Genomic DNA, 19,861 nt, shown 5'->3' with positions numbered 1-19,861 from the left:
ATGGCAGGATTCGATAAAGTAGTAAGCAGTTACAGCGAAGCAATGGCAGGGCTTGAAGATGGCATGACAGTGATTGCCGGTGGTTTTGGTTTGTGTGGTATACCGGAGGGGCTTATTGGTCAAATTAAACGCCAAGGTATTCGTAACTTAACTGTGGTGTCTAATAACTGTGGCGTAGATGGTTTTGGTTTAGGCGTGTTACTAGAGGATAAACAAATACGCAAAATGGTGGCCTCGTATGTGGGCGAAAATGCCTTATTTGAGCAGCAACTACTTAGTGGTGAGCTAGATGTAGAGCTTACTCCACAAGGTACACTGGCTGAAAAAATGCGCGCTGGTGGTGCAGGTATTCCTGCTTTTTATACCGCCAGTGGCTGAGGGCAAAGAAACGCGCAATATTAATGGTCGAGACTACTTGTTAGAACACAGTATTACCGGTGACTTTGCCATTGTAAAAGCCTGGAAAGCGGATCGCTTTGGTAATTGTATTTATCGCCATACCGCGATGAACTTTAATCCTATGGCCGCCACCGCAGGTAAAATAACTGTACTCGAAGTAGAAGAAATTGTAGAGCCTGGGGAGTTAGAGCCAAGCCAAATACACACTCCCGGTATTTATATCGACCGGGTTATAAAAGGGGTGTTTGAAAAACGCATAGAAAAAGTGACCACCCAAGCAGCAAAGCAGTAAGGAGTAAGCTAATGGCATTAACACGTGAACAAATCGCCAAGCGAGTCGCGATGGAATTACAAGATGGCTATTACGTTAATTTAGGCATTGGTATTCCTACCTTAGTAGCTAACTATGTCCCCAATAATATTGCAGTAATGCTGCAATCAGAAAATGGCCTACTGGGTATGGGGCAGTATCCTACTGCCGATGCGCTCGATGCTGATATGATAAACGCCGGTAAAGAAACCGTTACTGCCGCCACTGGCGCAGCAATTTTTAACTCAGCCGAAAGCTTTGCGATGATCCGCGGCGGTCATGTTGACTTAACCGTATTGGGTGCCTTTGAGGTTGACCAAAACGGCAATATTGCTAGCTGGATGATCCCCAATAAGTTAATAAAAGGTATGGGCGGTGCGATGGATTTAGTGGCTGGTGCAAAAAACATTATTTGTACCATGACCCACGCTAATAAGCATGGTGAGTCAAAATTACTCAGTGAGTGCAGCTTACCGCTCACCGGTGTGGGGTGTATTAATAAAGTAATTACCGACTTGGCCTTACTGGAAATTAAAGATGGTGCATTTCATTTGTTAGAGCGCGCCCCCGGAGTGAGCGTAGAAGAAATTCAAGCGAAAACACAGGGGCGTTTAATTATCCCTAAAAACACACCCGAAATGACATTTTAATAATAGCTTATTAATTAAGCCCGCATTGTTGCGGGTTTTTTTATAACTTAAAAAGCTACCAATTTGAATCCGCGTTATAAAACCACTAATGTTAAGTAGGTTAGATCAAGCTCTGGCACGTTTTGAAGCTCGCCAACAATGTTTTTCGGCTGCTGTTGAGGTAACGCAGTCTATGGTTGATACTCTATTTGGTTCAAAAGAGCGCGTTAGCACCACAACACGCTTACCCAAAGGAGTCGACTCGCTTACCTTAAAAAAAATAATAACTGCATTTAATGAACATAAAGAAACAGCATTTACAGCTCAGCAAATGGGCGATTTAGTTGGTGTAAGCCGATCGACTGCTCGCCGATATCTAGAATATATGCTTGAAGCGGAACAGGTTAGAGCCGATCAAAGCTATGGTAGTATTGGTCGTCCAGAGCGTTGCTATAAAATATGCCAATAAAATAAAGAGTACAGAGTAAGGTAAGGCCTCATTAGGTAAATAGATCGCTCGCTCCGACTACAAAAAATAGCTATTTCAAAGGATGGATTATTTTTTTTATATAATTGGCTGCATTTTAAGCGACTTCTATGGTGATGTTCGCTTTAAGTGATGTTATACTCTGGCCGAATAATTTTTCGACTTTATTAAGAGTAAACTAATGGCAGATTTATCGAAGTACAGAAACATTGGTATTTTCGCGCACGTTGATGCGGGTAAAACTACCACCACTGAGCGTATACTAAAGCTTACTGGTAAAATCCACAAAAGTGGTGACACGCACGATGGCACATCAGTTACAGATTTCATGGATCAAGAAGCTGAGCGTGGTATTACTATTCAGTCTGCGGCTGTAAGCTGTTTCTGGAAAGATCACCGTTTTAACGTTATCGATACTCCTGGACACGTTGACTTCACTGTTGAAGTTTACCGTTCACTTAAAGTATTAGATGGCGGCATCGGTGTATTCTGTGGCTCTGGTGGTGTTGAACCACAATCAGAAACTAACTGGCGTTATGCGAATGAGTCAGGTGTAGCACGTGTTATTTTCGTAAACAAATTAGACCGTATGGGTGCTGATTTCTTCCGTGTAACTAATCAAGTACAAAAAGTACTTGGTGCAACTCCATTAATCATGACTTTACCAATCGGTAGAGAAGATGAGTTTGTTGGTGTTGTTGACGTTTTAACCAAGCAAGCATATGTTTGGGATGCGACTGGTCTTCCAGAAAACTACACTATTGAAGACGTTCCTGCAGACATGGTTGACCAAGTTGAGGAATACCATGAGTTACTTATCGAAACTGCTGTTGAGCAAGACGATGAGCTACTAGAAACGTACATGGAAGGTGTAATCCCTTCAATTGAAGATGTGAAGCGTTGTATCCGTAAAGGTACTCGTGACCTTGCTTTCTTCCCAACATACTGTGGCTCAGCATACAAAAACAAAGGTATGCAGCTTATTCTTGACGCAGTTGTTGATTACTTACCATCTCCTACAGAAGTTGATCCTCAACCTCTTATGGATGAAGAAGGTAATGAAAACGGCGAATTCGCTATCGTATCTACAGACCTACCATTTAAAGCGTTAGCATTCAAAATAATGGATGACCGTTTTGGTGCGTTAACATTCGTACGTATTTACTCAGGTAAACTAAACAAGGGTGACACTATCCTTAATGCGTTTACTGGTAAAACTGAGCGTGTTGGCCGTATGGTTGAGATGCAAGCAGACGACCGTAATGAATTAGCTAGCGCACAAGCTGGTGACATCATTGCTATCGTAGGCATGAAAAACGTGCAAACTGGTCACACATTATGTGATCCTAAGCACCCAGTAACACTTGAGCCAATGGTATTCCCAACTCCAGTAATCTCGATTGCTGTACAGCCTAAAGATAAAGGCGGTAATGAGAAAATGGGTGTTGCTATCGGTAAAATGGTTGCAGAAGATCCATCTTTTCAAGTTGAGACTGATGAAGATTCAGGCGAAACTATTCTTAAAGGTATGGGTGAGCTTCACCTAGATATCAAAGTAGATATCCTTAAGCGTACTTACGGTGTAGACCTTATTGTTGGTCAACCACAGGTTGCTTACCGTGAAACTATCACTAAAGAAATTGAAGATAGCTACACGCATAAGAAACAGTCTGGTGGTTCTGGTCAGTTCGGTAAAATTGATTACCGTATTAAGCCAGGCGAAGTTGCTTCTGGTTTCACGTTTAAATCATCTGTTGTTGGTGGTAACGTACCTAAAGAATTCTGGCCTGCAGTTGAGAAAGGCTTTAAGTCAATGATGGGCACTGGTGTTCTAGCTGGCTTCCCAGTACTTGACGTTGAAGTTGAGCTTTTTGATGGTGGCTTCCACGCAGTGGATTCATCAGCAATCGCGTTCGAAATCGCTGCTAAAGGTGCTTTCCGTCAATCTATCCCTAAAGCGGGTGCACAACTTCTTGAGCCAATCATGAAAGTTGACGTGTTCACGCCGGAAGATCATGTAGGTGACGTAATCGGTGACCTTAACCGTCGTCGTGGTATGATGAAAGACCAAGAGCCTGGTTTAACTGGCGTTCGCATTAAAGTAGACGTACCGTTATCAGAAATGTTCGGTTACATCGGTTCATTACGTACAATGACATCAGGTCGTGGTCAGTTCTCTATGGAGTTCTCACACTACGCACCATGTCCACAAAACGTTGCTGAAGCTGTAATCGCTGCAGAAAAAGAGAAAAAAGCTGCTAAGTAATTAGCACCTTAACTCTTTAAAAAAACCCGCACATGTTGCGGGTTTTTTATTGCCCATAATAAAATTGATATATTAGGGTGTGCTTATCTTTCGAGGTTAAATTTACAGCATTGCGTTTCCTTTTAAGGCTAGGTAATAACGGCGCGTAAATGCCCAGCATGCGCTAATTTGGCGTTAAATATAACGATTACAGCGAGCCCAATGAGTTATTAACTTAGCTGTGCGTATGCAAGTGGGAGGAGCATTACGATGATGCGCTATACTCCATGATATTATTGCTGAGTGGTATACCTTTGCCTATAAACGCTACTAATTTAATACAATTAATAAAAAAGGTGTAAACAGCTAATTGCCGACAATAAAAAAGGAGCTATTTGTAGCTCCTTTTTTATTTTAAAGTGCGGCGCTAGCTAAGCTTTTTAATTAGCTTTTCTTTTAGCGCTTTCATCTTTGGCGTGCGTGATTTCTTAAAGCTTTGTATTGGCATGGTAACCAAGTGCTCTTTTGGCAATGCGGGTATAGTTAAAGGGTATTGCCCTGCGGTGGGTACCGGAATCTCTTTAAGGTGCACTTTAAGTGCCTCTAGCATGGTATCGTTATCTACTTCACTAGGGCAGATAAATATACCTAGCTTTCTGAGTTTAACCCCCAGTTTTATACTGCTTGAATAACGCACTATAGGTGCAGCTAGTACTAAACCTAGTAATATAGGTGATAGCCACCAAAAAAATACCGGCGTGAAGTAATACGCTGTGCTACCCCAAGCAATAGCGACCAAAGTAGAAAATAACGTATAACTAAACGCTTCTTTCCATGGCACCATACGGCCTTCTCGTGGTTGAGCATCCCACTTAACTTTTTTGCCTAAAAACACACAAACAACAAAATAAGCATGAAACACCATCATTAATGGAGCCATGACAATAGCAAAAACTGTTTCTATAATTGCGCCTAACGTAAGCTTAATAGCACCACCGAAGCGGTTTTTTCTGTGCACCAAGGTTACGATTATACCCATTAGTTTTGGTAGCAATAAAATAACAATAGTAAGATAGAGCAGAGCATCAATTAAATCGGTTTTAGCTATTTGCCAAGTAGGGAACAATTGATAAGCGCGGTTAAAATAAACGTCGCTATTTAAAGCACGTGTTACGGCATCAACCGTACTTAACGCGAGCATAAGTAACCATATTAATGACGAAATATAAGCGGTAGCGCCAAGTAAAAAGTGAAATTTGCTCATCAGCTTTAACTTTGGTGACGGGAGTAATCCAATGTGTTGAATATTACCCTGTACCCAACGTCTGTCGCGCACGGCATAATCTAAAATATTACTTGGGACTTCTTCATAGCTGCCTTCAATATCTGCAAGTAGTAATACTTCCCAATTTGCACTGTGTAGTAATGATGCTTCTACAAAGTCATGGCTGAGTATTTCACCACCAAAAGGAGCATTGCCTTTAAGTGTGGGTAAACCACAGCAGTCAATAAATGCGCTTACTCTAATTATGGCATTATGGCCCCAGTAGTTTGCTTTATCGGTTTGCCAAAATGCCGATCCTGTTGCCAGCATAGGGCTATAAAGTACCGAAGCAAACTGTAAAAAACGACCAAAAAAGGTATCTTGGCGTACCGGAATAGGAATGGTTTGAATAAGTCCTACTTGCGGGTTGTTAATCATGCTTGCCGTTAGCTCTAGCATGCATTTACCTGTCATAACGCTGTCGGCATCAAGCACAATCATATGATCGTACTGGCTTCCCCAGCGCTCACAAAAGTCGGTTAAATTACCTACTTTACGGTGTTTATTATCTTCGCGGCGACGATAAAACAACTGCTTTGATGTCTCGCCTAGGCGCTCACACAAAGCATGCCAAGCACTTAGTTCATTTTTAGCTATTGTTGGATCTTGTGTATCACTGAGTAAATAAAAATCAAAGTTGGCTAATTCCCCAGTCTCTTTTAATGACTGTAAGCTAACTTCAAAGCCTGCAATAACACGGTGTGTATCTTCGTTATAAATAGGCATTACTATGGCAGTTTTTTGCTGAGAAAATGCCTGACTATCAAGCTTTATAGGTTTTATGCGCCTAAGGGTAAGCGGATCAATACGCAGTAACTGCAGTACAAACCCTATAGTACCACTACAAAATGCGGTAACAATCCATGCAAAGGTAATTGAAAATAATGCCAGCAAAGCATATTCAAGTGGTGTCATACCATTTGAGTTTAAAATTTCAAACATAATAGAGATGCCATACGCAGATATACCAATTGCGGCAATGGCAAATAACCAAATACGAAGTGCCTTAAAGGGCATAGATATTTTGGTGGTTTGTTTACTTGATGTCATTTGGATACCAAACATAACTCCATACCTCGCTAATTTCTTTATCATGCAGCTTTAACGATAAGCGCATGTCTACAGGTTTGCCGTTTTGTGGAGCTATTTTAAAAGCAACTCGCCAGCCTAATGAATCAGGTAATTTTTGCACAGTTACATCTCTAACCTCACCCGTTGTTAATTGGATGTCGGCATTTAAATTTAACTTTTCTGAAAGCTTATTTATATCAGGCCCAGCAAAATCAACCGTAAATTGGCGATGGCTTTTAGGTGGCGGATTATCTTCACCCGGTAATGCCGCGCTACCAATGCGAGTGCGAACTGCGCGTGCCTTATCATGCTGAGTTAAGTAAGCATTAAAGGTGGTCATTTCATAGCTTAGCTTTAACGAATCGCCTGCTTTAAATGGTTTTTCAGGTACCCAGTAGCTCACTATGTTGTCGTTTGTTTCTGTATCTGTCGGTATTTCTACCAGCTCTACTCGACCATTTCCCCAGTCACCTTCAGGCTCTATCCACAGGCTAGGGCGGTTGTGATAATGCGCTTCAATATCGAAGTAATTATTAAATTCACGATCACGTTGCGCTAAGCCAAATCCCTTAGGGTTCTCGTATGAAAAAGAGGTTACGCTAAGTTGCGACGGATTATTAAGCGGACGCCAAATCCAGTTGTTATCCTGAGATTGGGTTAACAGTCCGTCTGAGTCATGCACTTCTGGGCGGTAATCGTCAAAAAACTTAGTGCTGTTTTCGCCGTGATAAAACATGCTTGTTAGTGGTGCTACGCCTAATTTTTTCACGTCTTTACGGGCAAAAATTTGCATATCTACTTTAACGCTGGTGTTGGTGGTAGGGTCAATACTAAACTTATAAGCGCCGGCAACCGATGGGCTATCAAGCAGTGCAAAAATGATAATGTTAGTTTGTTCTGGCTGTGGTTTTACTAGCCAAAACTCTTTAAACACAGGAAACTCCTCACCAGACGCTTCAGCAGTATCAATTGCTAACCCTCGCGCCGATAGGCCATACACTTGATTAGGCCCAACAACTCTAAAATAAGAAGCACCTTGAAACACCATTACTTCATCTTTGTACTCAGTGGTATTAATTGGGTAATGCAGCCTAAATCCAGCATGGCCTAATTGTTTATTGGCAATACTCTTGGCTATTTCATCTTTTAAAGGTGCTGCAGTACCATCGTACTGATAAAAGTCAGTACTAAACGGCAAACGGCTAAGTTTAGAATCGCTATCAACTGTATTAATTGTTACTGGTGTTTTATATAAAAAGCCGGGGTGAAACAACTGTAGCTCGTAAAGACCTTCATCTTTCCACATTGACTTGTCTTGTTTAAAACGAATAGAGCGATAATCTTGATATTCAATATTATTTAGCGCATCTAGCTCGATGTTTTTAGGGGCAATATACTCCTCACTCGCTAATTTTTGAGCGCGGGCGCTGATCACATCAAATAAACTGTCTTGCGGGATGGCAACGTCAAGCGTAGCGGAAAATGCTTGCTGAGCTGAAAAAACAAGAAACAAGCTAAGTAATGGTACTGAGGCTTTTTTCCATGTTGATATTAGGTGAATTGGTGCTTTCATTTTCGTTCCTTTATAAAAACATGACTTATTTTTACAGTTAAGATTAATATCGATTTATTAATTTGTTTCATTGGTACTTTTAATAATAAACGTATAAAAAGGCTCAAGTATGCTTTGTTGTTTACAGGCTAAATACGAGAGTGAGTAGATTTAGTACGGATAGTACACAAAGTTTACTGAAGCTTGTCTGAATTACATTTGTATATAAAGAGAAAAGCCGCAACAGCGGCTTTTTAACAATTATAGTGTTGGCTTTTAGCTTTTAAACCTGCGAAATAAAGTAAGAGGTGCCAAAAAAATAGTTAACCAAAATAATGAGCCAGAGTCATCGTCATCATTTTGAGCCTCATCACTATTAACATTTATAGTAACTGTTTGCTCTAATGATATATTGTCAGCACTATCCTGGGCTTGCACAACTAAAGTAATAAGACTTTGTTGTTCATAATCAAGTTCAGCAGTCACCACGATCTGACCCTGGTTGTTAATAGTTACGCTATTACTACCCGACACAATAAATTTAACAACGGGAGAGTCATTAGCATTTGGATCGCTAAACGCTAACTGGCCAATCACAGTACCAACAGGGCTATTTTCATTAACAATAAATGTCTGGTTAGCTGCTATAACTGGGGTTTGCTCCTCAGGTGTTAAAATAACCTCAGATTTTATATCAACAATTATTGGATCGTGATCTGATGCACGATATGGGCCTGCTGCGTATAAGCTTGATTGTTGAGCATCACTTTTAAACTCGACATTGTAATCGAGTAAAGTGGGCTCATCGGCATTAATATGCCAATCATTAGTTGCAACTATTTTGCTTAATAATGATGGGCTTACTAAGGCATAATCTAAGCTACCCGCACGTCCAGAAAAACTATAAGAGTAGCCAAGGGTATTACCATCAAGCTCTGCAACTGCATTTTTATAGCCATTGTCGGCAAATGCACGAATAGGATCTTCCATGGCATAGGCATTTAAATCACCAATAAGAATAATATCCTCATCATCAATACCGGTTGGCTTGCTATTAAGCCAGCTTGCGTATGCATTAGCGCCGGCAACGCGTGTTTCATTCCAACATGCTTGGCCATCACTTTTATCTTGGTTTGCTCCTGTTGCGCTATTGCAACCACCTTTTGATTTAAGGTGCGCTACTGCAGCGGTAAATACCTCATCTGTTGCTAATACTTTAAAGCTTTGTGCAATTGGTGGGCGGTTTCCAAAGTCAAACGGAGGTTGTGTGGTGATTGCTGCACTACCTACTTCTACTACTCTATTTACACGATAGATTAAGGCTGTGGTAATTGCATCACTACCAATTTTCTCAAGGCCAAAATTAACAAATGCATACTGGTTAGCTGTGTCAAAGTCGTTAAGCGCATTTACTAAGCTAGCAATTGCACTAAACTCACCAAAGCCATCGTTTTCTATTTCCATTAAGCCAATAACATCGGCTTGTATTGCACTAATAGCACTAACAATTTTAGCTTCTTGACGAATAAACTCAGCTTCACTATCGGCACCACGACTAGTGGGGAATCCGGCTCCCTGACCATCGCCATTAAAATAATTAAGAACGTTAAAGCTAGCTACCCTTAGATCCGCATCTACGTGAAGTTCGGGAGCATTTTTACGTGCATTGGTAGTGATAAACTGCGGTGTTATGGTAGGCTGAATGCGATAAGTATCAAAGCTATATGCAAGTACCCCAGTTACAGTGTTAACGGTATCGCCAGTGCGTAGCGTATTTTCGGCAGATAAACCCGGTATAGGGTAAATTGGCTCAATATTTTGTAAAGTTGAGCCATCGTCTAAAAGAATTTTTTTAGTTAAGTTATTCGCTTCAAGTGTGTTGGCAGCATCACCGGGCAGGGCAACTTGTGTACCTTGATACAAACGCTCGGTTGCCAGCTCTATTTCACCATAGCGTCCTAAACCAAAGTTATTAGTCACTATTAATGGCTGCTCTAGTGTAATAAGCATGCCTTCAAATGCTTCTAAATCTGTTGTATTTGTAACTGGGAGTGAGATTTTAGTTGCTGATACAGTTAAACCCGAATTGCAAACGGCCACTTGGGTAACGCTACCAATTTGAGTGGCATTGAAATACTCTTCAACACTGCCTTGTACACGCACATGGTCGCCTACACTCACATTTGCTGCTGCAAAATAAACAAAGATGCCTTCAGAGGTTAGTGGGTTAGTATCGTCATCAACAGGTAAAGAGCTAATAAAAAAACCTTTTAACTGATTGTCACCTTGGAAGTTGGCCGTTACAACCCCTTCTAACTCTACTGTAGTATTAACCAATGGGCTGGCAGCACCAGTACCTTGAATGGCGTTAATGGTTGTTTTATCGTTGCCACATATCAGTGGTTCAAGTGGCTCTGGTTCAGGTGTTGTGCCGCTACCAAAAAAACCTAGCCCTGAAAAGTCGTTTTTATCAAATTGTAGCCATTCGTCACTTGGGTTAAAAGTGGAGTCAGGGGTTGCCCGACCAATAAGAATATTTTCCTTACGGCGTAGCGTTTTATCTTTTGTAGTTACGCCCCCGGCAGACCAAATTTCTTTTACCCCACGCTGCCCAAAACTGTCAATAACATTAGAGCCTTGCATTAGTACTAATGCGTCGTCACCATTAAAGTTAACTGCACCACTAAATAGCTGAGCTTTTAATTTAAGCTCATCATTTGCTCTAGAGTCTGAAGTGACAATAACATAGGTACTGTTTGCAGCAAGCAACCCCGTAAGCTCTTCAGTTACACTGGCTGATCCAGAGCCATTTGAATACAAGCTAAGTGAGTAGCCATTTAAAGAAACCTCTGCGGATGATGTGTTATAAATCTCAATAGCTTTATTAAAGCCACTTCCCTCAACGTATTCAGAAATTATCAGTTCGGCAGAGGCTGATGCACTAATGCTTGCAATAATAAGCGCTAATGGGGTTATTTTTGTTTTAAACATTGGTCATTATTCCCGTTTATAATTCCAGATAGGATATTAGTTTAGAGAATAAATATTACAAAAATAATATTCAGTGTGAATGATTGTAAATGCAAAGTAAGGCGGGCTTGTTGCCCGCCTTGTAAGGCTTACTTTTTAGCTAAGTATTGTGCAGCTTGCTTAGCAAAATAGGTAAGAATACCGTCGGCGCCAGCACGTTTAAATGCCAGTAGCGACTCCATAATAGTGGCCTCTTCAGCTAACCAGCCGTTATCAATCGCAGCTTTGTGCATAGCGTATTCCCCACTTACTTGATAAGCGAAGGTTGGCACGCCAAACTCATCTTTAACTCGGCGTACAACATCCAAATATGGCATGCCAGGTTTAACCATTACCATGTCGGCGCCTTCTTGCAAATCAAGCGCGACCTCGCGAATGGCTTCGTCAGAATTAGCTGGATCCATTTGATAGGTTTTTTTATCAGCACCCTTTAAGTTACCGGCAGAGCCTACCGCGTCTCTAAATGGGCCATAATAGCTTGAGGCGTATTTAGCTGAGTAAGCCATAATGCGAGTGTGAATGTAGCCATCGGCTTCAAGTGCCTCGCGAATAGCGGCAATTCTGCCATCCATCATGTCCGAAGGGGCAATAACGTCAGCACCTGCTCGGGCGTGCGACAGTGCTTGCTTAACTAGTATGTCAGTTGTGATGTCGTTAATTACATAGCCACTTTCATCAATAATGCCGTCTTGTCCGTGGGTGGTAAACGGGTCTAGCGCGGCATCAGTAATTACACCTAACTCAGGGAATGCTTCTTTTAATGCACGTACTGTACGTTGTGCTAAACCATCATCGCTATACGCTTCTTCAGCATGTAATGACTTTTTGTCGGCCGGTGTTACCGGAAAAATAGCAATGGCGGGCACACCGAGCTCAACCAGTTCTTTGGCTTCTATAAGTAGTAAGTCAATTGATAAGCGCTCGATACCGGGCATTGATTCAATTGCTTCACGACGGTTTTTACCTTCGAGTACAAATACCGGATAAATAAGATCATTAACGCTAAGCTGGTTTTCAGCCATAAGACGGCGTGAAAAATCATCGCGGCGCATTCTGCGCATGCGAGTATATGGGAAAAGATCTAGACCAGATTGGGCCATATTTATACGCTCCTACTTTGGGATTGTGGGATTGGAAAATTAATTACTTGGTTACGACCATGCTGCTTGGCAAAATACAGTGCTTTGTCGGCACGTTCGGTAAAAATTTCAGGGTTATTTATATCTTCAGCAACGCTAGTATACACTCCCGCGCTGATTGTAAATGAAATAGTAGTGCCAGCCACATGCACATTATTAGTAGCAATAGCGTGGCGAATTTTTTCAGCAATGGCTATCGCGCCATCATTTTGGGTATTGGGCAATAGCACCACAAATTCTTCGCCGCCGTAACGTGCTACTTCATCAAGCGGGCGTTGTAATTGCTTTTTAATAGTATCAGCAGCAGTACGAATAACCTGATCGCCAGTTAGGTGGCCATAGGTATCGTTTATTACCTTAAATTTGTCTATATCAAGCATAATAACACTTAATGGTGTTTGTTCGCGACGCGAGCGGCGCAACTCCATCACTAATTTTTTATCAAAAAAGCGTCGGTTTTTAATACCAGTTAAGGGATCTTCCATGTTTAGCTGTTCAAGCTCACGGTTTTTTTCTTCTAGTTCTCTTAGTGTTACTTGTAACTCAAAAGTACGCTCATCTACTTGTGTTTCGAGCTCTTGACGCACGCTTTCTTGTAAAGATATCCGCTCATGTAATAAGGCATCTTGGGCAGCACTTTTAGCTATTAAGGTTTGTTGAGTAGTTACTTGTTCATCGCGCTGTAAAATAAAGAGTTTCATTACCGCATATCCAAGGGAGAAAGCGCAGCTAAGAGAGCAAATAAACACAAAAGCCACTCTACTGTTTGTAAATATATAAAGCCCTGAAACAGTAATAATAAAATAAACAATTGCGGCTAAAAAGCTGCATAAAGCTAGCAAAAGTGCTTTTTGGGGTTCTGATGGGTTTTGGCGAATACAAAGTAAGGTTGTTACAACATAGTAGCCTAAAACAATGGGAGTGGTAATAAGGCAAAATAAGGTGACAACAAGTGTGGGAAAAAGCCAAATAAACGCAATAAGCAGTGCATATATAGCTATTATAATTTTTTGCACTTTAAACCATGTAACGGTTTTAGGCTGACATACCTGTTGCTGTAGAGGTAAGAAAAGTACAGTTATCAGCATCACCAACATGGGGATCATAAGTTGTACTGTGCCCGCAGAACGTGTGTGGATGAAACTAAAGCCACAAATAAAATATAATAAGATACTGAGCATTAATGTTATAGCGCCCGTGTAAGCAAAGTATTGCTTACGCGAAAAAGCATATAAAATAAGACAGCTAATCGCTAAAGAAAAAACAAAGCCAATTAATAATCCGTAAAGCAAATTAAGCTTACTTTTATATGTAAAGAGCGCATCTGCCTGCCATAAGGTTAAAGGCACGCGTAATCCTGAGCTATTGCTCACTTTAACGATAACAGTGGTATTACTGCGAGCAGGAAGCGTTAATTTTACCAGCAAAGGTTCGTTTTTTATTTGTTGTTGTGGCAGTAAAGGAGGGGCATTAATATTTATTGAGGAGGATCGTCGCTTATCGAGTAAGTGATATACCTGTACTTCATTTAATAGCGGATTATCGATAGAGAGTATTGGCGTTACACGCGTATTGAGCGTATTTTTAATTGTAAATTGGATCCAAACAGGGCGTTGTTCAATCCCTAAATTAAGTGGTTTGTTGGTTAACGTTTGCCACTGTTTAAGATCGCTCTGCTGGGCGGTTGCTATGGATGTAGGCGCAAAAGAATAATAAATAGAGTTAATTTTTTCAGATGTAAACTGCTCATCGATCTCTATTGTATTAGCGGCGGCTAAACCAGTAAAAAGGATAGTTAATAAGCTTAATAACACTCCAATAACTTTCATTACTTAGCTTTTAAACCAAAAACATTATAAAAGTTTAGAGTAGTTTGCTGCGCTATTGCCTCAGGAGTAAGGTTGTATAATTGGGCAATTGTTTCGCACACATAAGTTAATAATGCAGGTTCATTACGGCGAGATTTAGGCTTTGGGCTAACGGTGCGCGGAATCAAAAAAGGCGCATCAGTTTCTATTAACAGTTTATTAAAAGGGATACTGGGGATTAATTGTTGTAGTTCTTTTCCACGGCGTTCATCGCAAACCCAGCCGGTAATGCCGATATAAAGCCCTAACGCTAAGTAGCTTTTTAATGCCTGAGCGTTACCTGTAAAGCAATGTAATACGCCGCGTACATTAAATTCTTTTAAAATACTGAGCATGTCTTCGCTGGCATCACGTTCATGCAAATATACAGGTAAGTTTAGCTGTTCAGCTAGGGCAAGCTGGCGCCTAAGTACGCTTCGTTGTACATCGCGAGGCGAAAAATCACGGTTATAATCAAGGCCGCACTCCCCAATGGCTATAACTTGTTTATGGCTTGCAAGTTGAGTGAGTTGTGTCTCAAGCTCATCAGTAGCCGATTTAGCATCGTGAGGATGTACGCCTGCTGTAGAAAATTGCTGATGCTCTATAGCCAGCTCAAGCGACTGCTCACTGGCTGCCACGTCGCAGCCTATAATCAGCATATGCTTTACTCCCGCAGCATTAGCGCGGGCAATAATATCTTGATGCTGTTCATCAAACTGATGGTTAGTTAAATTAACCCCAGCATCAATTAAGCTGTATGGCATTATTGAGTACGTTTAACGCGTATAGAGCGGTTTTGACCTTCTTTTTTTAATAAAAAAGAATTAAATACACCACGACTAATAACCACGTTGTCATCTTCTTTTAGCGTTATGCCGTCAGATCCAATTTGGCGCCATTGTTGGCCGTTTTCTAGAGTAATAATTAACTCACCATAAGCTGCTTCTTTAATGGCTGATACAGTTGAGCTAATAGAGCTGTCATTTTCTTTCGCAATATTTTTATGCTCTAAACCAAACTCTTCTGCTTGTGTTACCGCTACAGCAACAGGTGCGGTGGCTTCTGTATTTGTTGGTGAGAGTGTTTTATTTACAGTAGGCTTGCTCAGCGGTTTACCGGCAACCGTATTATCGTAACAAAGCAGGCGGTTAAAGTCGTTTTCAATAAAGCTACATGCTTGCAGTGCTTGCTCGTTAATAGCTGTGGCTGCAAAAGTCGGTGCGCTTAACAAAACTAATAGTGAGAGTAGTTTTTTGTTCATGTTATTCCTCAGATTCTTGTTGTGGTTTAGCGGTATAAAATTTAGCTAAAATTAGGCCTAGCTCAAACAAAATAAGCATAGGTAGCGCTAATAAAGTTTGTGACAATACATCGGGCGGTGTTAAAAACATCGCTACTACAAAAACACCCACTACAATATAGGGACGTTTTTCTTTTAAGCTTTGCGTTGTTGTAGCGCCGCTCCAGCACAGCAGCATAATGGCTACTGGAATTTCGAAAGCGACACCAAAGGCAAAAAATAGTTTTAGTACAAACCCTAAGTAGCTACTAATATCCGGTGCTAAGGTGAGCATTGCAGGACCCGCACTGGTAAAAAAGCCTAAAATAATTGGCAGTACTACAAAGTAGCAAAAGGCAATACCACCATAAAACAAAAAGATGCTTGAGGCGAGTATTGGCATTAACATGCGTTTTTCGTGCTTATACAATCCCGGAGCTATAAAACCCCAAACCTGGTGTAATATCCACGGAATAGAGGCAAATAATGCGACAAATAACGTTAGTTTAAAAGGGGCAAAAAATGGCGCTGTGACATCAGTTGCTATCATGGTTGCAGTGCTTGGCAAATGTGAAATTAATGGCGCTGCAACAAATGTATAAATGTCGTTTGCAAAATACACTATTGCAATAAAAATAACTAAAATGCTTAATAGTGATTTAATCAGCCGATCGCGTAATTCAATTAAATGCGCGACAAACCCCGATTTTACTTCCTCAGCCATTATTTTTTATACCATTTAGTAAGTTGACCACAAAGTGAGAAATTAATTTCACTTTGTATCATCAATATTTTGCTTATTAGAGGGATCGATTTGATTTTTTTTATAACTGTGGGTCACAGACTGAGCGGCCTGTTGTAGTTCAGTTAGTGAACTTTGTAGTTCAGGACTTAAATCGGTTAAGTTTTGTTGCTCCGCTTTTTTAAGGTTTTCGTGTAATTCGTGCACACGCAACTCTTCGCTCACTTCAGCTTTCACTGAGTTAGCAAGCGACTTTGCAGTTTTTATCCAGCGGCTTACCGTTCTAATTGCTACAGGTAAACGCTCTGGACCAAGCACCACTAAACCAACAATTAAAACAACAATTAGCTCCCACATCCCCATGCTAATTAAACCTTGTTATTGTCTTTATTTTTTTCAGTGTGGGCAGAATCAAGCGGTGCACTTTCTTCTGATTTTTGAATCTGCTCTGGCTTTTCTTTATCTGTATTTTTTTCGTCAGACATTGCTTTTTTAAAGCCTTTAACTGCTCCACCTAAATCACCACCAATACCGCGTAATTTTTTAGTGCCAAACAAAAGTACAATAATTGCTAATACAATCAATAACTGCCAAAGACTAATACCGCCAAATCCCATGTTTATCTCCCGTTTTCATAATTATAAAGTGTATATTTTAAATACTAATTATACGCCTAAAAACGTAAATAGCACTTAGTTTATGTGCTACGCCATGCTGCTATAAAACCAATAATAGCGCTACTTATAGCGATACTTGCAGCAATTAAATCGTGCTGTAAATAAAATAATGCAGCAATAACCATAGCCGCACTGCTAAACAAACCTAAAACCAAAGGTTTATGAGATCCCTTCGGAGCCTGTACTTGAATTTGTGGTGGGCGTTTTAAGCTTTGATAAATTAGATCGGGCAGCTCTGGCATTTTTTCGGCCCAAAAGGGTAATTGTGCATACATTTGCTTTATAACCGATAACGGACCAACTTGTTGCTTAACCCAGTCTTCTAAAAAGGGCTTAGCGGTTTTCCATAAATCTAATTGTGGATAAAGCTGGCGGCCTAAACCTTCAACATACAGTAAGGTTTTTTGCAGTAATACCAATTGTGGTTGTACCTGCATATTAAAGCGCCTTGCAGTATTAAATAAATTAACCAATACATGACCAAACGAAATTTCAGCTAAAGGCTTATTAAATATAGGCTCGCAGACAGTGCGAATAGCAAATTCAAACTCTTCAATACTGGTGTCGGGCGGTACCCAACCCGAGTCCACATGCAACTGCGCAACTTGGCGATAATCACGATTAAAAAAGGCTATAAAGTTTTCCGCTAAATAGCGTTTATCTTCTTTGTTTAAGGTGCCTACAATACCGCAATCTATACCAATATATTTAGGGTTTTCGGGGTGCTCACGAGAAACAAAAATATTACCTGGGTGCATGTCAGCATGAAAAAAGCTGTCTCTGAACACTTGGGTAAAAAACACTTCAACGCCACGCTCAGCCAGTAGTTTCATATTGGTGTTTTGCGCTAATAAAGCATCAGTGTCTGATACCGCAATACCATAAATACGCTCCATTACTAATATATTATGGCGGCTGTAATCGCTATAAACCGTAGGGATGTAAAGCGAATCTGAGTCTTCAAAGTTACGTTTAAGTTGAATGCCGTTTGCACCTTCGCGCATTAAATCAAGTTCATCAAGTAGGGTCTTTTTGTACTCTTTTACTACTTCCACAGGACGCAGACGTTTTGACTCGTGGTGTACTTTTGCTAACACCTTAGCGAGCTTTTCCATTAAGGCTAAGTCGGCGTTAATTTGTTGATTAATGTTAGGGCGGATTACTTTAATAACTACATCTTGCTCTATACCATTTGTGTCAACTAACGTTGCGGTATGTACTTGTGCTATTGATGCCGACGCCAGTGGTGTTTGTGAAAACTCACTAAAACGCTCGCTTATGTCATTAATTTCGAGAGCTTTTTCTATTATTTTTTGTGCAAGTTCGCCGGGAAAAGGTTCAACCTGATCTTGCAAAAATGCCAGCTCTAATGCAATTTCGTGCGGCAGTAAGTCACGACGCGTAGAAAGCATTTGGCCAAACTTAACCCATACTGGGCCAAGCTGTTGTAGGGCTAAACGTAATCGCAGCCCTGCGGGCTTATCTTTATGCTGATTACGCAGCCAAAATAAACTACCTCGGGCTATTTTCGCAAACCAAGGGATTTTATGTTTTGGTACTAACTCATCTAATCCGTAGCTAAGCAGTGTTTTAGTGATGTAATACAGTCGTGCAGTTGACACAAAAAATCCTTAGCGGGTAGTCAAAGTGGTTAGTAAGGCATTAATACGTTGTTCTATAGCAGCAACTTGGCCTTTAAGCTCACGGTTTTGTTGTTTAAATTGTTTAAGCTCTAACGGATGAATGGTAATTGCCAATTCATCTTGGCATAAGCTTGTTAGGGTGCGGCTTAACTGCGTTTTTGCTTTATTGCCGTGTTGCTGGAGCGTTTTGAAGTGTAAATATAATTGCTGTGCGGGAGCATCACCAAGGTGCGATGAAAGCTGCTCAGGCCAATCTATATCTAGTGTTGAAAATGCATTGCTATAGGTTTGAGCTATGTTTAAATCGCCTTGTAAATCAAGTTTGTCTTGGCGAATTAGCTGGGTAAGCATGGCTGGGTTTTTTAGCGCAAGCAGGGTGTTAAGGTCGGCGCTAATCATGCAATCTGCGTCTGTATCACTGGTTGCGCTATATAAATGAAGTTGCTTGTCGCTAAACACTAGCAGCAGCTTTAGCTGAGAGCCCCTAACATCAACGACTAAGCGCTGATGCTTAACTGCTGCCAACTTTCCCGATAGGCTTGTATCGAGTTTAAGTGCTTGATTAAGTATTCGCTCCACGAGCGAAAGTACTAAGTTGGGTAACATAAAAAAATCAGTTGAGGGAGCCTCAGTAGAATTTTTTTCGGTTGCTTGCTCAAGCGCCATAATTATTTACCTTAGTATTTAAAGCCGCGATGCAGCGCAACAATACCACCGGTTAAGTTTTGATAAGTGGTTTGCTCAAAGCCTGCATCAGACATCATGCTTTTAAGCGTGTCTTGATCTGGATGCATACGAATCGACTCAGCTAAATACTTGTACGATTCGCTGTCGTTTGCCACTAACTTACCCATAGTTGGTAATAAGTTAAATGAATAAAAGTCGTATGCCTTACTGAGTATTTCATGCTCTGGCTTTGAAAACTCTAATACCAGTAAGCGCCCGCCTGGTTTTAAAATGCGGTACATTGAACGTAATGCTTTGTCTTTGTCGGTTACATTACGTAAACCAAATGCAATAGTGATCAGATCAAAGCTATTATCTGGGAATGGTAAGGCTTCAGCGTTCATTTGCACGTAGTCAATATTGCCAACTAAGCCTAAATTATGGAGTTTTTCACGGCCCACTTTTAACATAGACGAGTTAATATCACCGAGTATAACCTGACCGGTTTCTCCGACTAGTTGGCTAAATTTTGCAGTTAAATCGCCCGTACCACCGGCTAAATCTAAAACATGGTGGCCTTTACGAACGCCAGAGCTGGCTATTGTTTGACGTTTCCATAAACGATGTACCCCAAAAGACATTAAGTCATTCATTACGTCATATTTTGCCGCAACTGAATGAAATACGTCTGCAACCATTGAGGCTTTATCGTTTTCGGCTACCGTTTTATAGCCAAAATGCGTGGTCTTTTGTGGTGTTTCGCTCATCATTAATCTCTATCGTGGTAATAAAGACTAGTGTACTTGATTGTGCCCTGA

16 protein-coding genes and 1 pseudogene are annotated in these 19,861 nt (G+C 40.8%); 4 read left to right on the top strand and 13 right to left on the bottom strand.

Annotation, left to right across the window (positions count from 1 at the left end):
• From HC000_RS11090 to fusA, 4 genes and pseudogenes are all read left to right on the top strand, one after another.
• Positions 1-691 (top strand): annotated as a pseudogene (locus tag HC000_RS11090) (CoA transferase subunit A).
• An 11-nt stretch (positions 692-702) separates the two neighbouring features.
• A complete protein-coding gene (locus tag HC000_RS11085; RefSeq protein ID WP_179807657.1) occupies positions 703-1,359 on the top strand; it encodes a 3-oxoacid CoA-transferase subunit B in 657 nt (218 codons plus the stop codon).
• A gap of 88 nt (positions 1,360-1,447) precedes the next feature.
• Positions 1,448-1,807: an HTH domain-containing protein gene (locus tag HC000_RS11080; RefSeq protein ID WP_226898045.1), complete on the top strand. Its 360-nt coding sequence runs from the start codon at positions 1,448-1,450 to the stop codon at positions 1,805-1,807.
• Between the two features lie 199 nt (positions 1,808-2,006).
• Positions 2,007-4,091 (top strand): elongation factor G, encoded by a 2,085-nt coding sequence (gene fusA / locus HC000_RS11075; protein WP_179807656.1) that lies wholly within the window; start codon positions 2,007-2,009, stop codon positions 4,089-4,091.
• Between the two features lie 406 nt (positions 4,092-4,497).
• On the opposite strand, the gene mdoH is transcribed toward fusA, so the two are convergent.
• From mdoH to ubiE, 13 genes are all read right to left on the bottom strand, one after another.
• Complete coding sequence (gene mdoH / locus HC000_RS11070; RefSeq protein WP_179807655.1) at positions 4,498-6,459, bottom strand: glucans biosynthesis glucosyltransferase MdoH; 1,962 nt, start codon at positions 6,457-6,459, stop codon at positions 4,498-4,500.
• On the bottom strand, positions 6,431-8,038 hold the full coding sequence (locus tag HC000_RS11065; RefSeq protein WP_179807654.1) for a glucan biosynthesis protein G: 1,608 nt from the start codon (positions 8,036-8,038) through the stop codon (positions 6,431-6,433). The genes mdoH and HC000_RS11065 overlap by 29 nt, the downstream gene beginning before the upstream one ends.
• A 255-nt stretch (positions 8,039-8,293) precedes the next feature.
• Positions 8,294-11,008 carry an ExeM/NucH family extracellular endonuclease gene (locus tag HC000_RS11060; protein WP_179807653.1) on the bottom strand — a complete coding sequence of 905 codons (2,715 nt, stop codon included), beginning with the start codon at positions 11,006-11,008 and terminating at the stop codon, positions 8,294-8,296.
• Positions 11,009-11,136: 128 nt separating this feature from the next.
• On the bottom strand, positions 11,137-12,147 hold the full coding sequence (gene hemB, locus HC000_RS11055; protein WP_011329560.1) for a porphobilinogen synthase: 1,011 nt from the start codon (positions 12,145-12,147) through the stop codon (positions 11,137-11,139).
• A 2-nt stretch (positions 12,148-12,149) separates the two neighbouring features.
• Positions 12,150-14,015 (bottom strand): diguanylate cyclase, encoded by a 1,866-nt coding sequence (locus HC000_RS11050; protein ID WP_179807652.1) that lies wholly within the window; start codon positions 14,013-14,015, stop codon positions 12,150-12,152.
• On the bottom strand, positions 14,015-14,800 hold the full coding sequence (locus tag HC000_RS11045) for a TatD family hydrolase (RefSeq protein WP_179807651.1): 786 nt from the start codon (positions 14,798-14,800) through the stop codon (positions 14,015-14,017). Before HC000_RS11045 ends, HC000_RS11050 begins: the two co-directional genes overlap by 1 nt.
• Positions 14,800-15,297, bottom strand: coding sequence for a hypothetical protein (locus HC000_RS11040; protein ID WP_011329557.1), 498 nt, complete (start codon positions 15,295-15,297; stop codon positions 14,800-14,802). Before HC000_RS11040 ends, HC000_RS11045 begins: the two co-directional genes overlap by 1 nt.
• Position 15,298: 1 nt before the next feature.
• Complete coding sequence (tatC, locus tag HC000_RS11035) at positions 15,299-16,039, bottom strand: twin-arginine translocase subunit TatC (RefSeq protein WP_011329556.1); 741 nt, start codon at positions 16,037-16,039, stop codon at positions 15,299-15,301.
• A gap of 48 nt (positions 16,040-16,087) precedes the next feature.
• Complete coding sequence (gene tatB / locus HC000_RS11030) at positions 16,088-16,420, bottom strand: Sec-independent protein translocase protein TatB (protein WP_008467380.1); 333 nt, start codon at positions 16,418-16,420, stop codon at positions 16,088-16,090.
• A 5-nt stretch (positions 16,421-16,425) separates the two neighbouring features.
• On the bottom strand, positions 16,426-16,674 hold the full coding sequence (gene tatA, locus HC000_RS11025; RefSeq protein ID WP_008467382.1) for a Sec-independent protein translocase subunit TatA: 249 nt from the start codon (positions 16,672-16,674) through the stop codon (positions 16,426-16,428).
• Between the two features lie 80 nt (positions 16,675-16,754).
• On the bottom strand, positions 16,755-18,356 hold the full coding sequence (ubiB, locus tag HC000_RS11020; protein WP_011329555.1) for a ubiquinone biosynthesis regulatory protein kinase UbiB: 1,602 nt from the start codon (positions 18,354-18,356) through the stop codon (positions 16,755-16,757).
• Positions 18,357-18,365: 9 nt separating this feature from the next.
• On the bottom strand, positions 18,366-19,043 hold the full coding sequence (locus tag HC000_RS11015) for an SCP2 sterol-binding domain-containing protein (RefSeq protein WP_011329554.1): 678 nt from the start codon (positions 19,041-19,043) through the stop codon (positions 18,366-18,368).
• A gap of 11 nt (positions 19,044-19,054) precedes the next feature.
• Positions 19,055-19,810, bottom strand: coding sequence for a bifunctional demethylmenaquinone methyltransferase/2-methoxy-6-polyprenyl-1,4-benzoquinol methylase UbiE (ubiE, locus tag HC000_RS11010; RefSeq protein WP_011329553.1), 756 nt, complete (start codon positions 19,808-19,810; stop codon positions 19,055-19,057).
• Positions 19,811-19,861: the final 51 nt, after the last annotated feature.

This window comes from Pseudoalteromonas sp. MIP2626, from assembly GCF_013414205.1.
GTDB classification, from domain to species: Bacteria; Pseudomonadota; Gammaproteobacteria; order Enterobacterales; family Alteromonadaceae; genus Pseudoalteromonas; species Pseudoalteromonas nigrifaciens.
The sequence above is the reverse complement of the archived record's forward strand: the minus strand, read 5'-3'. Positions and strand labels throughout refer to the sequence as shown.

Coding starts and splice junctions, on each gene's coding strand:
- tatA (WP_008467382.1), bottom strand. CDS start 16,674: ATGGGATTTGGCGGTATTAGTCTTTGGCAGTTATTGATTGTATTAGCA.
- fusA (WP_179807656.1), top strand. CDS start 2,007: ATGGCAGATTTATCGAAGTACAGAAACATTGGTATTTTCGCGCACGTT.
- HC000_RS11085 (WP_179807657.1), top strand. CDS start 703: ATGGCATTAACACGTGAACAAATCGCCAAGCGAGTCGCGATGGAATTA.
- HC000_RS11065 (WP_179807654.1), bottom strand. CDS start 8,038: ATGAAAGCACCAATTCACCTAATATCAACATGGAAAAAAGCCTCAGTA.
- tatC (WP_011329556.1), bottom strand. CDS start 16,039: ATGGCTGAGGAAGTAAAATCGGGGTTTGTCGCGCATTTAATTGAATTA.
- HC000_RS11060 (WP_179807653.1), bottom strand. CDS start 11,008: ATGTTTAAAACAAAAATAACCCCATTAGCGCTTATTATTGCAAGCATT.
- ubiE (WP_011329553.1), bottom strand. CDS start 19,810: ATGAGCGAAACACCACAAAAGACCACGCATTTTGGCTATAAAACGGTA.
- hemB (WP_011329560.1), bottom strand. CDS start 12,147: ATGGCCCAATCTGGTCTAGATCTTTTCCCATATACTCGCATGCGCAGA.
- HC000_RS11080 (WP_226898045.1), top strand. CDS start 1,448: ATGTTAAGTAGGTTAGATCAAGCTCTGGCACGTTTTGAAGCTCGCCAA.
- HC000_RS11015 (WP_011329554.1), bottom strand. CDS start 19,043: ATGGCGCTTGAGCAAGCAACCGAAAAAAATTCTACTGAGGCTCCCTCA.
- HC000_RS11050 (WP_179807652.1), bottom strand. CDS start 14,015: ATGAAAGTTATTGGAGTGTTATTAAGCTTATTAACTATCCTTTTTACT.
- mdoH (WP_179807655.1), bottom strand. CDS start 6,459: ATGTTTGGTATCCAAATGACATCAAGTAAACAAACCACCAAAATATCT.
- HC000_RS11045 (WP_179807651.1), bottom strand. CDS start 14,800: ATGCCATACAGCTTAATTGATGCTGGGGTTAATTTAACTAACCATCAG.
- tatB (WP_008467380.1), bottom strand. CDS start 16,420: ATGGGGATGTGGGAGCTAATTGTTGTTTTAATTGTTGGTTTAGTGGTG.
- HC000_RS11040 (WP_011329557.1), bottom strand. CDS start 15,297: ATGAACAAAAAACTACTCTCACTATTAGTTTTGTTAAGCGCACCGACT.